Annotated in this window: 13 protein-coding genes; 10 read left to right on the forward strand and 3 right to left on the reverse strand. The window is 73.2% G+C overall.

Going from position 1 to position 13,796, the window contains the following annotated elements:
• The first annotated feature begins 528 nt into the window (after nt 1–528).
• The 9 genes from ABD340_RS25475 to ABD340_RS25515 all read left to right on the forward strand — a co-directional run bounded on the left by ABD340_RS25475 (nt 529) and on the right by ABD340_RS25515 (nt 8,916).
• The gene (locus ABD340_RS25475) at nt 529–2,580 is read left to right on the forward strand and encodes an AfsR/SARP family transcriptional regulator (RefSeq protein ID WP_344592194.1); all 2,052 of its coding nucleotides are present in this window, start codon (nt 529–531) and stop codon (nt 2,578–2,580) included.
• 48 nt (nt 2,581–2,628) lie between these two features.
• Entirely contained in the window at nt 2,629–2,931 is a 303-nt protein-coding gene (locus ABD340_RS25480; RefSeq protein ID WP_344592195.1) for a hypothetical protein, read from the forward strand.
• 97 nt (nt 2,932–3,028) lie between these two features.
• Nucleotides 3,029–3,313: a hypothetical protein gene (locus ABD340_RS25485; protein ID WP_344592196.1), complete on the forward strand. Its 285-nt coding sequence runs from the start codon at nt 3,029–3,031 to the stop codon at nt 3,311–3,313.
• 4 nt (nt 3,314–3,317) lie between these two features.
• Nucleotides 3,318–4,343, forward strand: a complete 1,026-nt coding sequence (locus ABD340_RS25490; RefSeq protein ID WP_344592198.1) for an MvdC/MvdD family ATP grasp protein — start codon at nt 3,318–3,320, stop codon at nt 4,341–4,343.
• Between the two features lie 38 nt (nt 4,344–4,381).
• Nucleotides 4,382–4,942, forward strand: coding sequence for a MauE/DoxX family redox-associated membrane protein (locus ABD340_RS25495; RefSeq protein ID WP_344592199.1), 561 nt, complete (start codon nt 4,382–4,384; stop codon nt 4,940–4,942).
• Nucleotides 4,939–5,499, forward strand: coding sequence for a TlpA family protein disulfide reductase (locus tag ABD340_RS25500; RefSeq protein WP_344592201.1), 561 nt, complete (start codon nt 4,939–4,941; stop codon nt 5,497–5,499). Before ABD340_RS25495 ends, ABD340_RS25500 begins: the two co-directional genes overlap by 4 nt.
• A gap of 7 nt (nt 5,500–5,506) precedes the next feature.
• Nucleotides 5,507–7,342: an ABC transporter ATP-binding protein gene (locus ABD340_RS25505; protein ID WP_344592203.1), complete on the forward strand. Its 1,836-nt coding sequence runs from the start codon at nt 5,507–5,509 to the stop codon at nt 7,340–7,342.
• Nucleotides 7,343–7,450: 108 nt separating this feature from the next.
• Nucleotides 7,451–8,005: an RNA polymerase sigma factor gene (locus tag ABD340_RS25510; protein ID WP_344592205.1), complete on the forward strand. Its 555-nt coding sequence runs from the start codon at nt 7,451–7,453 to the stop codon at nt 8,003–8,005.
• Nucleotides 8,002–8,916 (forward strand): hypothetical protein, encoded by a 915-nt coding sequence (locus tag ABD340_RS25515; RefSeq protein ID WP_344592207.1) that lies wholly within the window; start codon nt 8,002–8,004, stop codon nt 8,914–8,916. Before ABD340_RS25510 ends, ABD340_RS25515 begins: the two co-directional genes overlap by 4 nt.
• A gap of 10 nt (nt 8,917–8,926) precedes the next feature.
• Here ABD340_RS25515 and ABD340_RS25520 read toward each other — a convergent pair whose 3' ends face one another.
• Nucleotides 8,927–10,063: an FAD-dependent oxidoreductase gene (locus ABD340_RS25520; RefSeq protein WP_344592209.1), complete on the reverse strand. Its 1,137-nt coding sequence runs from the start codon at nt 10,061–10,063 to the stop codon at nt 8,927–8,929.
• A gap of 137 nt (nt 10,064–10,200) precedes the next feature.
• Between ABD340_RS25520 and ABD340_RS25525 the strand changes: the two genes are divergently transcribed.
• Nucleotides 10,201–10,926 carry an SAM-dependent methyltransferase gene (locus tag ABD340_RS25525; RefSeq protein WP_344592210.1) on the forward strand — a complete coding sequence of 242 codons (726 nt, stop codon included), beginning with the start codon at nt 10,201–10,203 and terminating at the stop codon, nt 10,924–10,926.
• A 2-nt stretch (nt 10,927–10,928) separates the two neighbouring features.
• Here ABD340_RS25525 and ABD340_RS25530 read toward each other — a convergent pair whose 3' ends face one another.
• Nucleotides 10,929–12,782 carry an ABC transporter ATP-binding protein gene (locus tag ABD340_RS25530; RefSeq protein ID WP_344592211.1) on the reverse strand — a complete coding sequence of 618 codons (1,854 nt, stop codon included), beginning with the start codon at nt 12,780–12,782 and terminating at the stop codon, nt 10,929–10,931.
• Nucleotides 12,783–13,793: an MvdC/MvdD family ATP grasp protein gene (locus tag ABD340_RS25535; protein ID WP_344592212.1), complete on the reverse strand. Its 1,011-nt coding sequence runs from the start codon at nt 13,791–13,793 to the stop codon at nt 12,783–12,785.
• Nucleotides 13,794–13,796: the final 3 nt, after the last annotated feature.

The following is a 13,796-nucleotide window of genomic DNA, read 5'->3' on the forward strand; positions in this document are numbered from 1 at the left end:
CCGGCCCGACGCCTTGCCGCGGGTTCTGAATCCGGTCACCGCCTCGATGTGGGATCCGCTCGATCTCGGAGACCACCCCCGCGCCGAGCCGCCCTCGCGGCGCCCCGCGAGAGCCTCGAAGCCACCGCAACGCGGCAAGGCCCACTCCCGCGGGCCAACGCACCATACGCACGCGCCGTCGCCAACGTACTCGCACGGCACCCCCCGATGACTTGCCCCCTCGTCGTTACGCCCGTTCACGGGCGCAACGGCCGTGCTCGGCATCCCCTACCCAGGACGGCCGACCCCAACCTGAGGTCCCCGCATGCCCGGAGTCCTCCGGCCGATATCTCGGCCGGAGGACTGCGAACGCCGTCGCCCGGCGCGCGGAGCCGCCTTTATCACGAAACCAGGGAAGCGCCGACGACCATTTTCGCGACCACCCTTCGCGCACGGAAGGTCACTCGTCATCGTGCCGGGCAGCAGAAAGGAGAATTGCCGCGCAGAACTCCTTGATCGGTATTCGGAAGCGTCCTACGTTCATCTTGGTTGGGACGACGAAGGGCGCTGTCGATGGCCGATCCCGCCGAGGACCCGGGCCACCGCGATCCGGACGGCGTGGAATTCCTCGTCCTCGGGGAACTGGCCGTGCGCGCCGGCGGACGCCTCGTCCCGCTGCCCGGGCCGAGCGTGCGCGCGCTGCTGAGCGCACTGCTCCTCACCCCGGGGGACATCGTGGGCGAGGGCCGGCTGCTCACCCTGGCCTGGGGCGCGGACAAGGGCAGCCGCCGCGCCCTCCAATGTGCCGCGACCCGGCTCCGGACGTGGTTGCGCACCGCTGCGGGGCCGGGCGTCCGGCTGGAGCACGCGGGATCGGGGTACCGGCTCGCGGTGCCGGACGCGGCCGTCGACATCGGCCGGTTCCGTGTCCGGGTCGCCGCGTACGCCCGCACCAATGATCCGGAGCGCGGGCTCGTCCTGCTGGCGGCCGCGCTCCGGGAATGGCGCGGGCCGGTGCTGGGCGGGCGTCCCGAACCGGTCGCCGACGACCCGGCCGTGCGGGAGGTGGAGCAGGCGCGGATCGACTGCGCGGCCGCGCTGGCCGACCTGGCGCTCCGGCTGGACCGGCCCGCCGACGCCATCGCCCTGGTGGAGGACGTCGCGACCGCGGCCCCCTACGACGAGCCCCTGCAGGCGCGGCTCATCCGGCTGATGGCGGCCTGCGGCAGGAACGCGGCGGCGCTCCGCCAGGTCGAGCGGGTGCGGCGCCGGCTGGCCGACGAACTGGGCGTCGCCCCGGCCCGCGAGGTGCTGGACGCGCACGCGGCGGCGCTGCACGGCCATGACGGCCTCGTCCCGGTACCGCGGCAGCTGCCGGCGGCCATCTGCGACTTCACCGGCCGCCGGGACGAGGTCGCGGCGCTCAGCGGCCCGCTGCTGTCCGGCCACGGCCGCGGCGGGCCGCTGCTGTCGGTCATCTGCGGGACGGCCGGTGTCGGCAAGACCGCCCTGGCCGTCCACGTGGCGCACCGCGCCGCGGCGCTGTTCGTCCACGGGCAGCTGTACGCCGTCTTACGCGGGCCCGGTTCCCGGCCCGTGGATCCCGCGGAGGTGCTGTCGGGGTTCCTGCGGAACCTGGGGGTGGACGACGAACACGTCCCGCGGTCCCTGGACGAGCGGTCGTCGCTGTTCCGGTCGCGCACCGCCGGGCGCCGCGTCCTGGTGCTCCTGGACGACGCCATGGACGACGCGCAGCTGCGTCCGCTGATCCCGGGAACGTCCGGCTGCGCCGTGCTCGTCACGGGGCGGGTCCCGCTCGCCGGGCTGACCGGGGCGCGCACGCTCAGGCTGGACGTGCCGCCGTGCGACGAGGCCGTCACGCTGCTCGGCCGCGCCGCGGGGCGGGACGGGGTGGACGGCGACCCGGCCGCGGCGGACATCGTCCGGATGTGCGGCCGGCTGCCACTGGCGGTGCGCATCGCCGGGATGCGGCTCGCCCGCCGGCCCGGGTCGAGCCTGGGCCGGTTCGCCGAGCACCTGCGCCCCGAGCACCGCAGGATGGACGAGCTGGCCGTCCGCGGCATAGCGGTACGGAACCGGCTGCACGAGAACTACCAGGATCTCGGCCTGGCCCACCGGCGCGCGTTCCGGCTGCTCGGGCTGCTGCGCACGGCGACGTTCCCGGAGTGGGCCGCCGCCGCCGCGCTCGGCACCGTCCCCGACGCGGCGCGCGCGCACCTGGAGGCACTCGCGGAGGCCGCGCTGCTGGATCCCCTGGGCGAGGACGCCGCGGGACAGATCCGGTACGGCATGCCCGACCTGCTCAGGCTCCACGCGCGAGAACTGGCGCTGGCCATGGAGCGGCCCCTGGCACGGGAGGCGGCGTTGCGCCGCGCGTTCGGCGGCTGGCTCCACCGCGCCGAGCGGGCGGCGCGCGAACTCGCCGCCTCCGCCGGGCCGCCGGTCTGGTTCGAGGCGGAGGACGAGGCACTGGCAACGGTCATCGAGCAGGCCGCGGCGCACGGATTCCACGACCTCGGCGCGCGGCTGGTGCGGGCCACGCTCGGCTACCGCGCCCTGCGCGGTCCCGGCACCGGCTGAGAGCGGACTGAGAGCGGCCTGAGAGCGGTCATCGGCGACGATGCGTCCATGATCGAACATGACGAGCACCCGCTCCCGGGCGGCCGGGCGTTCCTCCGCTTCGATCGTCCGGAACTCCTGGAGGGCTCGATGGTGGTGCGGGCGGTTCCGGCGGACGTCCGTGCGCACCGCAGGCATGCCCGCGGCACACCACTCGGCTATCTCTACGAGGTCGTCTCCGAGGGGGAGCCCGAGCACGACCTCGTCTTCACGGCCGGGCATTTCGACGAGACCGGGCTGGTGTGGCGGTTCTCCGGCGAGGTGAACGGGATCATCGGCATCACCGAGCCGTCGGGCTCGCCCCCGCCCTGAGCGTCCCGCCCCCCGCCTTTGAGCTCCGTCATGGCAGCCCCGCCAGGACGGTAGGTCCGACGGTCGCCGCGCACGCGGTGACGAAGGAGGTTGGCCCATGTCCGACACCCTGACCCGAGAGCCGCTGCACACCGCGCTCTCCTTCCTCGAAGGAGTGCGCGTCGAGCCGCAGGCGCCGGCCGACCCGCACCTGCAGCCGCTCGCCTACCTGTACTCCGTCGACTGGGAAGGCCAGACCGCGGACCGGATGCCCGGCCACTACGACGAGAACACCCAGACCTGGGTCGCGCCGCCCGGGATGCCCACGGCCGGTATCGCCACCTACACCAACACCAGCTGCTACCAGGGCACGGACCGGTGCCGGGACGACACCTGCGCCTGACCCGATGAGCGCATCCGATCCCCGGGTCCTCATCCTGACCCAGGAATTCGACCCGACGGTCGATCCGGTCATCACGACCCTGTCCGAACGGGGCACCGAGGTCGTGCGCGTGGACCTGAGCTACTTCCCGCGCCGGCTGACGTTCACCACCTCGGACTTCGGAGACGGCGGCCGGCGGATACTGCGCCACAAGGACCGGGAGCTGGATCTCGACCGGCTCTCGGCGGTGTGGTACCGCCGCCCCACCGGCTTCGACTTCGGGCCGGACATGCCGGAGCCGGAGAAGTTGTTCGCGCGCAAGGAGGCCATGCAGGCCATCGGCGGCATCCTGCGCGCGACCGACTGCCTCTGGGTCAATCGACCGGACATCGACGCGACCGGGGAGCTCAAGCCGTACCAGCTGGAGCTGGCCAAGCGGCTCGGGCTCCGCGTACCGCGGACGCTGCTCACCAACGATCCGCAGGAGGTGGCCGGCCTGCTGGCGCGGGCCGACACCCGGATCGTCTACAAATCGCAGATCGGCGGCGTGATCCACTACCCGGGAGCGTTCCCGGGCGGACTGCTCACCGCGGTCGTCGGCGACGAGATCAAGGAGAACCTGGACCGGGTCGGCCACACGATGTGCATGTTCCAGGAGTACGTCGAGAAGGCCTACGAGGTCCGGCTCACCGTGATCGGGAACACCTACTTCCCGGTGACGATCAATTCGCAGGAGATGGATTCCACCAGGGTGGACTGGCGGGGCGAGGCGGGCGAGGTCGCCGTCCTGCCCTACGGCGAGTACCACCCGCTGCCGGAGGAGGTCGTCAAGAGGACCCAGGCGCTGCTGGCGGAGCTGAACGCGGTGTACGCCGCGGTCGACTTCATCGTCACGCCGGACGGCGAGCACGTGTTCCTGGAGGTCAACCCGGCCGGCCAGTTCATGTGGATGCAGCATGACCTGGACCTGCCGCTCGGCTCGCACATGGCGGACCTGCTCACGCGGGGCGGGCCGTTCCAGCGCGGCGACGCGGTACAGATCGGGTACTGAGATCGGGTACTGAAGGATCGAAGGAAGGAGCGGGCGGCGTGGCCGACGCGATGCCCTACCTGACGATCGGCTGCCAGGCGGTCGTCGCGGTCACGTTCGCCCGCTCCTGCGCCGCCAAGGCCGCCGGGCGGGACGCCTTCGCGGATTTCCGGCGGTGGCTGTCCGGCGCCCTGCGGGTCCCGGCGGCGCTCGCCGCACCGGTCGCCGCGGGAGCCGTCATCGCCGAGGCGGCCGCCGCGGCGGCCCTGCTGGTCCCGCCGCTCGTCCCGATCGGCTTCCTGGCCGCGGTGCTGCTGCTGGCCGTCTTCACCGTGGCGGTCGTGTCGATGATCCGGCGCCGGGTGCGGGTGCCGTGCCGGTGTTTCGGCGCGGGCCGCCGTCCGCCGGGCGTCCCGCATGCCGTGCGGAACCTGGTGCTGCTGACGGCCGCCTCCATCGGTGCGGTGACGGCGCTCGCCGGGGACGGGCCGCCACCGGCCGACGCGGCGGCGGCGCTCGCCGCGCTCGCGGGGGCGGCGGCCGCCCTGCTGCTGATCGACCTGGAGGAGATCATCGACCTCGTCCGCCCCCTGGCCGTCACCAGCGAGGAGAGCCCATGACGGTGTCCACGGCCGCGATCACGGTCGTCGGCGTGCTGTGCCTGGCCAACATCGTGCTCACGCTCGCGGTGATCCGGCGGCTCAACGAGCAGGGCCGGCTGCTGGCCGAGCGGGGCCGCGCCCCTGCCCCCGGCTTCCCCCCGCCGCTGGAGGTGGAGCCTGGCGAGCGGGTCGGCGACTTCACCGTGACCGCCATGGACGGCGAGCCGGTGTCCAGGGCCGACCTGCGCGGGTCCACGTTGATGGCGTTCATGGCGCCCGGGTGCCAGTCATGCGAGCACAGCCTCCCGGAGTTCGTCGCCCGCGCCGGGTCGGCGCCCGGCGGCCGGGACCGCGTCCTGGCCGTGGTGCTGGGCAACGGCCCGGGACGGGAGGAGATGTGCGCGGAACTGGCACCGGTGGCGCGGGTGCTGACCGAGGAGGAAGAGGGCGGACCGCTCATCCGGGCGTTCGGCGTCGGCGCGCTTCCGGCGTTCGCCGTCCTGGCCGAGGACGTCATGGTGGCCAGCTACGCGCTCGCCGAACGCGTCCCCGTCCCCGACGGCACCCCCGTATGAGCCCTGGATGAACGAGGAACAGCCGCGTTACACGGCGGGCTCGCTGCGGGCGGTGGCGGAGCTGGCCTGGTCGTCCGGGCGCGGGCGGCTGCTGCTCCGCGTCGCCTTGGCCGTCGTGGCGAGCGCGGTCCCGGTGGCGCTGGCCTGGCTGACCAAGACGGTCCTGGACGGGCTCGCCGATCCGGGGCGCCCGCTGCTGGTGCCCGTCCTGCTGCTGGCCCTGGCCGGTGTGGCGGCGGCCGTCCTGCCGCACGCGGTCCCCTACGTGGAGGCGGAGTTGCAGCGGGCCATCGACCTGATCTGCCGGCAGCGGCTCTACGCGGCGGTGGCACGGCTGCCCGGGCTGCGGCACCTGGAGGACCCGCGGTTCCAGGACCGGCTCGCGCTCGCCGGCGAGACCGGGTCGTCCGGGCCGGCGGAGGTGGTCGGCGGCGCACTCGCGGGCGTCCAGGGGACGCTCATGCTCGGCGGGTTCCTCGGCACCCTCGCCGTCCTGAACCCGTGGATGCTGCTGCCCGTCGGGCTCGCGGGGCTGGTGGCGCTGCACGGGCAGTTCCGGTTGAGCCGCTACCGGGCCCGCGTCCATGGACGGCTCGGGCACGCCACCCGCCGCGAGTTCTTCTACGCCCAGCTGCTGAACAGCACCAGCGCCGCCAAGGAGGTCCGCCTGTACGGGCTGGGCGGGCTGTTCGGCGCGCGGATGCTCACCGAGCTGCGCTGGATCAACGACCAGCGCAGCCGGATGGACCGCCGGGAACTGCTCGTCCAGGGCTCGCACGGCGCACTGAGCGCGGTGGTCGCCGGGGCGGGCCTGGTGTGGGCGGTGAACGCCGCACGGCAGGGCCGGCTGACCGTGGGCGACGTGGCGATGTTCGTCGCGGCCGTCGCCGGCGTCCAGGACGGCCTGGCCATCCTGATCAGCAGCGCGGGCCGCACGCACGAGGCGATGCTGCTGTTCGGCCACTACCGCCATGTGGTCGGGACCGAGCCCGATCTGGCGCGGCCGCGGAAAGGGCTCGGCGCCGTCCGCCCGCTCCGCACGGGCATCGAGCTGCGGGACGTCTGGTTCCGCTACGGCGACGACCTGCCGTGGGTGCTGCGCGGCGTCTCGATGACGATCCCGGCGGACGGGGCGACCGCGCTGGTCGGGCCGAACGGCGCGGGGAAGAGCACGCTGGTCAAGCTGCTGTGCCGGTTCTACGACCCGACCCGCGGCACGGTGCTGTGGGACGGTGTCGACCTGCGCGAGCTGCCGGTCGAGGAGCTGCGGCGCCGCATCGGCGGGGTCTTCCAGGACTACGTCTGCTACGACCTCACCGCCGCCGACAACATCGGCCTGGGCGACACCGGCGTTCTCGACGACCGGGACCGCATCGTGGCCGCCGCGCGCCGGGCCGGGATCCACGAGGCGCTGGCGGCACTGCCGCGCGGCTACGACACGATGCTCTCGCGCTCCTTCGACACGCCCGCCTACGACGATCCCGGCACCGGGGTGATGCTCTCCGGCGGGCAGTGGCAGCGGGTCGCGCTCGCCCGCGCGCTCCTCCGCGACCGGACCGACCTGCTGATCCTGGACGAGCCGAGCGCCGGCCTGGACGCCGAGGCCGAGCACGAGGTGCACCAGAGCCTGCGCGAGCACCGCGCCGGGCGGGCGGGCCTGCTCATCTCGCACAGGCTCAGCACCGTGCGGGAGGCCGACACGATCGTGGTGCTGTCCGGCGGCGAGGTGGTCGAACGCGGCGCGCACGACGCCCTGATGGACACCGGCGGGCTGTACGCGCGGCTGTTCCGGCTCCAGGCGTCCGGCTACCAGGAGCAGGAGCAGGACCGCGCCTGGTCGTGACGGCTCCACGGCCGAGCATTTTCGCGTGAAATGCTCGGCCGTCCGGTGGACATCTCCTCGTCATCGGTCCTCGGCGCCCCGGCAGGGGGCGCTCTGGAAGGAGATGGCTTGGAAGACGAACGTTCGGCCCGGTTCGAGGAGCTGTACGCGGCCCACCTCGGACACGTCACGGGCTATGTGCGCAGACGCACGGACGACCCCGACGACGCCGCGGATGTGATCGCCGAGACCTTCCTGGTCGCGTGGCGACGCCTGGACGACGTCCCGCGAGGCGACGCCGCGCGCTTCTACCTCTACGGAGTCGCACGGCGCACGCTGGCGAACCAGCGGCGCGGGGAACGGCGGCGGCGGGACCTGACCGCCAGGATCGGCCAGGACCTCGCCGCCGACCTGGCCGCGGCCGCCGCCCCGGATCCCGCCCGTCCCGAGATCGGCGCGGCCTTCCGCGCACTCGCCGAAGCCGACCGGGAGCTGCTCGGCCTCGCCGGCTGGGAAGGTCTCGACAACGGGCAGATCGCCGCCGTGCTCGGCGTCTCCCGCAACGCGGTCCGGATCAGGCTGCACCGGGCCCGCCGCCGATTCGCCCGGCAACTGGAACGCCGCGGCGCCGACCACCTCACCGTCCACGCCCTCGCCACGCGCTCGAAGGGAGAGCCCGCATGACCCACGAACTGAACTCCCTGGTCCGCCAGGCCGCACCGCTCAGCGACGACGAGGCCGTTCGGCCGGTGCGGGCCGAGACGCGGCAGGCGCTGCTCGAACAGATCACCGCCACCGCGGCCGAGGCACCGGCGCCCCGCCGCCGGTGGCGCTGGAGCCTCGGCGTCCCGCTCGTCGCGGCGGGCGCCTGCGCGGTCGCCGCGGCGGCGCTGATCCTCCCGCCGGGGAAGGCTCCGGCCCCCGATCCGTCCACGAGCGTCCGTCCCGGGAAGTTCACCGCGAGCCCGGTCGCCGCGCTCAGCTTCACCCGGCGCGAACGCTACATCGAGGTCAGGATCCAGGACCCGGCCGCCGATCCGCAGCGCTACCGGCGGGAGTTCGCCGCCCACGGGTTGAAGATCGATCTCTCCATGGTCCCGGCGTCGCCGAGCGTGGCCGGCAGCGTCGTCATGCGGGACGGCGGGGAAGAGATCAAGGAGATCAGGGAGAAGGGCTGCTACTCCGGAGGCGGCGGCGACACCTGCGTCCGCGGGCTGCGCGTCCCGGTCGGCTTCAAGGGCAAGGCCACGATCGCCATCGGCCGGCCCGCGCGTCCGGGCGAGCAGTACAACAGCACCAACAGCGCGTTCACTCCGGGCGAGGCGCTGCACTGCCTGGACATTCGCGGTCTCACCGTGGACGCGGCCCTCGAACGGATCAAGAAGCGCAAGGTGACGGCGACCGTCTTCAACTACGACAGCGGGGGCCCGCAGGGCTACGTCAACGTCGGACGGGACAAGATCCCCGGCAACTGGTACGTGCTGGACGCGGACCCGTGGGCGCCGGGCGAGGTCATGTTCTTCGTCCAGAAGGACCGCCCGAACAACAAGCGAGGAAACGAGCTGCTCTTCCGTAACTGCCCCAGTAAGGGCTGAATCCGCGGCCTCATCCGCCCACCCGGAACCGCTCCGGGGCCGCACGCTCCCCCGATGCCGACTCGGCGATGATCCGGCCGAGAAGCGGCGCGAACTTGGCGCCGTGCCCCGAACAGGGCGAGGCGACGGTGACTCCCTCGACGGTGTCGATCACGAAGTCCTCCGTGGGGGTGTTGGTGAACAGGCAGGTCGTCTCGGCGTACGGCTCGGGGACGAGGCCGGGCAGGGTCCGCTGGACGTAGGCGATGACCCGTTCACGGTTGACCGGGTCGATCTCGCCAGTCTGCGCGGCCGCGCTCCGGATCGGCCTGCCTCCGTTGAACTCGGCCACCTTCTGGCCGGCCCCGCCTGCCCGGCGGGCGGCGTCGCGCCCGCCGGGCAGGCCATAGACCAGGATGGCCGGGGTCTTGTGGATGAACGTCGGCCACTTCCCTTCCGAGGCGTCGCGGTAAGGGAAGTGGTAGGCGTTCTCCTGCATCACCTGGAGCGGCGGAAACCCGGCCAGGAACGCCTCCGGCAGTGAGAGGTCGCCGAGCAGGTCGGGAAGCCAGCCGCCAGCGGTGACGATGACCTTCTCGGCTTCCTCGGTACGCCCGTCCGCGCTCACCACCCGGTGGCCGGCGCCCGCCCGCTCGACCGAGGCCACCGGCCGGCCGGTCTCGAGCCGGGCGCCGGCGGCCCGCGCCAGTCGCAGCATGGCCGACACCGCGGTCTCCGCGTCGATCACGCCGGCGGCCGGATGCCACAGCACGCCGGCGTCACCGTCGTCGAAGCTGAACCGCGGCCAGCGCGCGGCCGCCTCGGCGGCGGTGAGCAGCTCGTGCTCGACGCCGACCCGCCCGAGAACGGCGGCCAGCGCCCTCGGGTCCCGTCCGGACCCGAAGTCCAGCGAGCCCGTCGAGTCGATGAGCCGCTCGCCGGCCAGGCGCTCCAGCTCATCCCATTCGACCCGTGAGTCGACGACCAGCCGGGCGTAGAACGGGTCGAGGTAGCCGTACCGGAGGATCCGTGCGGATCCGTGCGAGCCGCCCTCGGCGTTGGCCGGCGTGGAGCGCTCCAGGACGGTCACCTCGTGACCGCGCCGGGCCAGCTGCCAGGCGGTCGCCGCACCGATGAGACCGGCCCCGACGACGACGTACGCGCCCATCGTGCTCCCTCCTCCGCCGCCACCCGCGGCGCGCATCAAGATGATCAATTTTGGCCCGGGGGGCTGGCCGCCGCCCCGGGTCGACTGCAAGATCTTTCTGTGGCGGAGTGCGGAGACCGCGGAGCCGGAGGGCGACCATGACCGGATCAGCATTCGACACCGACGACGTTTTCGGCGAGGACTGGGAGTATTTCCTCGGCGGCATGCTCGACTCCAGCAGCGACCACGAGGCCGACTTCATCTGGCGCCTCCTGGAGCTGGAGCCTGGCATGGAGGTGCTCGACCTCGGATGCGGATACGGCCGCATCGCCGACCGCCTGGCCCAGCGCGGCTGCCGCGTGACCGGCCTGGACTCGACGCCGGAGTTCCTGGAACGAGCGCGGCGCGATTCCGCCGAGGTGACCTACGTCGAGGGCGACATGCGCGAGCTGCCCTGGACGGAGCGGTTCGACCGGATCGTCTGCTGGTTCACCTCGTTCGGCTATTTCGACGACGACGGCAACCGGCGGGTCCTCTCCGAGGCGGCCCGCGCGCTCAAGCCGGGCGGGCGGTTCCTGGTGGAGACGATCGACCGGGACTGGCTGCTCCGGCGGTTCCAGCACGCCAGCGTGATCGAACGGGACGGCGACCGCATCGTCGACCGGCACACCTGGGAACCGCTGACCGGCCGCCTGGTGACCGACCGGACGGTGATCCGCGAAGGCAGGACCCGCGACCTGCGGTACTTCGTACGCATGCTCACCTTCACCGAGCTGCGCGGCTGGCTGCACGACGCGGGCTTCGGCGAGGTCGAGGGCCTGGACGAGACCGGCGAGCCGCTGGGTCCGGAGAGCAACCGGATGATCGTCGTCGCGACCCGCTGAGTTCATACGGTGTCGAGATACCCCGCCGCCTGCAGGGCGAACAGCTCCGCGTAGCGCCCGCCCGCCGCCATCAGGTCGTCGTGCGTGCCGTGCTCGGCCACGCGGCCGCCGTCCAGCACGTAGATGTGGTCGGCCGTCCGCACCGTCGAGAAGCGGTGCGAGATCAGCAGCACCGTCCGCCCGGCGAGCAGCGTCCGCAGTCGCTCGAACAGCTCGTACTCGGCCCGCGCGTCGAGGGTCGCGGTGGGCTCGTCCAGGATGACGAACGGCGCGTCCCGGAAGAAGGCGCGCGCGAGCGCGATCCGCTGCCACTGGCCCCCGGAGAGGTCCACGCCACCGGCGAACTCGGGGCCGAGCAGAGTCCGGTATCCCCGCGGCAGCGCGTCGAGGAAGCCGTCCGCCCCGGCGGCCGCCGCGGCCTCCTCGATCGCGCCCTGGTCGTCGATCCGCTCCCAGCGGCCCATCGCGACGTTGTCGGCGGCCGGCAGCAGGTAGCGCTGGAAGTCCTGGAAGAGCACCGCGATCGAGCCGCGCAGCTCGTCCGGGTCGGCGCCGGCGACGTCCACGCCGTCGTAGCTGATCCGTCCCCCCTGCGGCCGGTACAGGTGCGAGAGCAGCTTGGCCAGCGTGGTCTTCCCCGAGCCGTTCTCGCCGACCAGCGCGATCACCTGCCCGGTGCCGATCTCCAGGTCGACGCCCCGCAGGGCCGGCCGGTCGGCCGAGGGGTAGGTGAAGGTGAGGCCCTCCACCGTGAGCCGGCGGAACCCGGCCGGTGCGGGGGCCGCGAGCGCGGGCGGCCGCTCCCGCTCCTTCAGGAACTCCCGCAGGTCCTGGACGAACGGCGCGGCCTCGAAGAGCTGGTCGGTCCCGGCCGCGGCGGTCCGCAGCCGGGAGGCCAGCAGCAGCACGGCGGTGGCGGCGGCCCCGGCGTCGGCGAGCGGCATGCCGCCGCGCGCGGCGTACGCGACCAGCGGCACCAGCACGGCCGCGAGCGCGATCCCGCTGACGAACCGCGCCACCAGGGTGATCCGGAGGCGCCGGCGCGCGGTCCGGCGGATCTCGGCGAGGCGCTCGTCGGTGCGGCGCTCCCACCGGCCGCGCAGGTAGCCGCCGAGCCCGAACGCCCTGACCTCCTTGGCCGAGCGGCGATCGGTCAGCAGCTCCAGCAGGTAGCTGCGCTCCCGTTCCGCGGGGGTGAGCCGGAACAGCGCGTCGAAGAGCACCTGCCCGCTCCTGAGACCGGCCAGCCACAGCGGCACGCCCGCCAGCAGCGTGGCCGGGACGAGCAGCGGCTCGATGGCCGCCAGCGCGAGGGCGACACCGGCGGTGCCCATCAACGCGCCGCTCAGCGCGCCGAGCCCCTGGGTGAGCTGGTGCGGCCGGATCCGCGCGCTCATCGACGCGCGTTCGAGCCGGTTGTGGAACTCGGGGCGTTCGAACTCCTCCAGGTCGACCGTGCACGCGACGTCCAGGATGCGTCCCATGGCGTACCGGTTGATCAGCTCGCTGAGGACGTCGTCGCGTGCCGCCGCCACCGCCGTGGCCAGGCCGATGAGGCCGAGCAGTCCGAGCACGACCGCCGCCTGCCACAGCACGTCCGCCTGCCCGGTTCCGCTTCCCGTGTCCAGCATCCGGCTCAGCAGCTCCCGGCCGCCCAGGATGGGCAGGACCAGGCCGAGCCCGCCGAGCGCCTGGAGGACGGCGACCAGGAGGAACTCGCGGGGGGCCGCGGTCCGCGCGAGCCTGACGGCGCCGGCCGCCAGCGCGGGGAGCCGCCGCAGCTCGATCCGCGGCGGCTCCGTCAGCTCGGCGGCGGTGACCGGCGAGGACGCGGTGCCCGCTTCGGGGTCGTCCATCTAGTAACCGACCTGCTCGACATCACCGCGGCGGAACGGGCCTCCCTCCATCAGCAGCTCGGCGATGCGGTCGCTCATCGGCAGGCCGAGGTCGTTCTGCATCCACATGAACTGCCCGCAGGGGTTGGCCTCCAGGAACACGTACTCGCCGTCGGGGGTGACGATGAAGTCCACCGCGGCGTAGACGAGTCCGAGCTCCTCCATGAGGGCCTGCGTCTGCTTGACGACCTCGTCGGGGAGCGGCCGGTAGTCGCCGTACTTCATCTCCATGGCGGCCCGCCAGTCGACCTCGGTCTTCTCCGTCCCCTGCGAGTCGACCGTCACGGGGAAGTAGGTGTTCCCGATGATGGTGAGCCGCACCTCGTGCACCTTGTCGATGTACTCCTGGAACTGGCAGATGGTGTGCCGGACCCGGCCGACGTTGTCGCGCAGTTCGTCGCCGAGCACGGTGGTCAGGAGCCCGGTCGGGAAGGCCCCGGGATAGTGGATGACGCCGCCGCTCAGCGACTTGTAGACGAGCTTGTGGCGGCCGCCGTCCATCAGCCGGGAGACCTCGTCCGGGTCGTTGGTCAGCAGCGTCCGCGGGACCCGCATCCCGGCCCGCTTGGCGACCTTGAGCTGGTACGGCTTCAGCTCGGCGACCGCGTCGAGGTCCGGGCGGTTGATCCACAGGCAGTCGGTCGCGCGGAGGATCCCGCCGATGCCGTGCAGCGCCTCGTACCGGGCGAACTCGCGCTCCGCCTCGCCCATCTCCTCGCCGAACTCGAACGCGGTCGGCCGGCGGTACCACACGCCGGCGAGCCGGCCGAGGTCCAGTTCGCGGTCGCGGTGCCGCAGCAGGTCGCGCTCGCCCTCGAAGTCGGAGGCGGTGAAGGTCAGGTCGCGGGGGAAGTAGCTGGTGTCCACCCGGACGACCCGGGCGCCCTTGGCCGCGAGGCTGCGGACGACCGGGTCGACGGTGGGGTCGAAGTCCTGCGTGATGATCAGGACCTCAGCCTGGTCTACGGCCATGCG

The sequence above is a fragment of the Actinomadura vinacea genome (genome assembly GCF_039532545.1).
Lineage (GTDB): Bacteria > Actinomycetota > Actinomycetes > Streptosporangiales > Streptosporangiaceae > Spirillospora > Spirillospora vinacea.